Raw genomic sequence first — 611 nt, forward strand, 5'->3', positions numbered from 1 at the left:
CGTACGGCGTCAGACCCTTCAATGCTTTGAGCCTGCGACCGTAGTTATAGGCGTCGATGAAGTTGGTCAGATGCTGTTGCAGTTGTGCGTGATCGTCGTAGTGAAAGCGTTTGACAGTGGCTTGCTTGATGGTCCGATTCATCCGCTCGACCTGCCCGTTGGTCCAGGGATGCTTGATCTTGGTCAAGCGGTGTTCGATGCCGTGCTCCTCGCAGACTCGACTGAAAATATGGGGGAAGGCATATTGGTCGGAACTGCGGTTGGTGAACTGGATGCCGTTATCCGTCAGAACCGTATGCAGGGTGTAGGGCACTGCCTGGATCACATTGCGCAGGAACTGCGCTGCAACCAGCTTGTTGGCCCAGGCGTGGAGTTCGGTGAACGCAAACTTGGACGTCCTGTCGATGGCCACGAACAGATAGAGCTTGCCCTCGGCCGTCTGCACCTCTGCAATGTCGATGTGGAAGTAGCCAATCGGATAACTTTTGAAACGCTTCTTGGCGGCTTTGTCGCTTTTGATTTCAGGAAGCCGCGAGATGCCATGGCGTTGCAGGCAGCGGTGCAGCGATGAGCGCGTCAGACGCGGCATGCTCGGCTGTAGTGCGTAGAGA

General features: G+C 56.0%; 1 protein-coding gene. It reads right to left on the reverse strand.

Annotated elements, in window-relative coordinates; all coding sequences use genetic code 11:
* The coding region (locus tag XarbCFBP7408_RS22105) for an IS481 family transposase (RefSeq protein WP_146093844.1) at nucleotides 1-611 on the reverse strand (611 nt) is incomplete at both ends.

The organism is Xanthomonas arboricola pv. guizotiae, from assembly GCF_002940205.1.
Lineage (GTDB): Bacteria > Pseudomonadota > Gammaproteobacteria > Xanthomonadales > Xanthomonadaceae > Xanthomonas > Xanthomonas arboricola_C.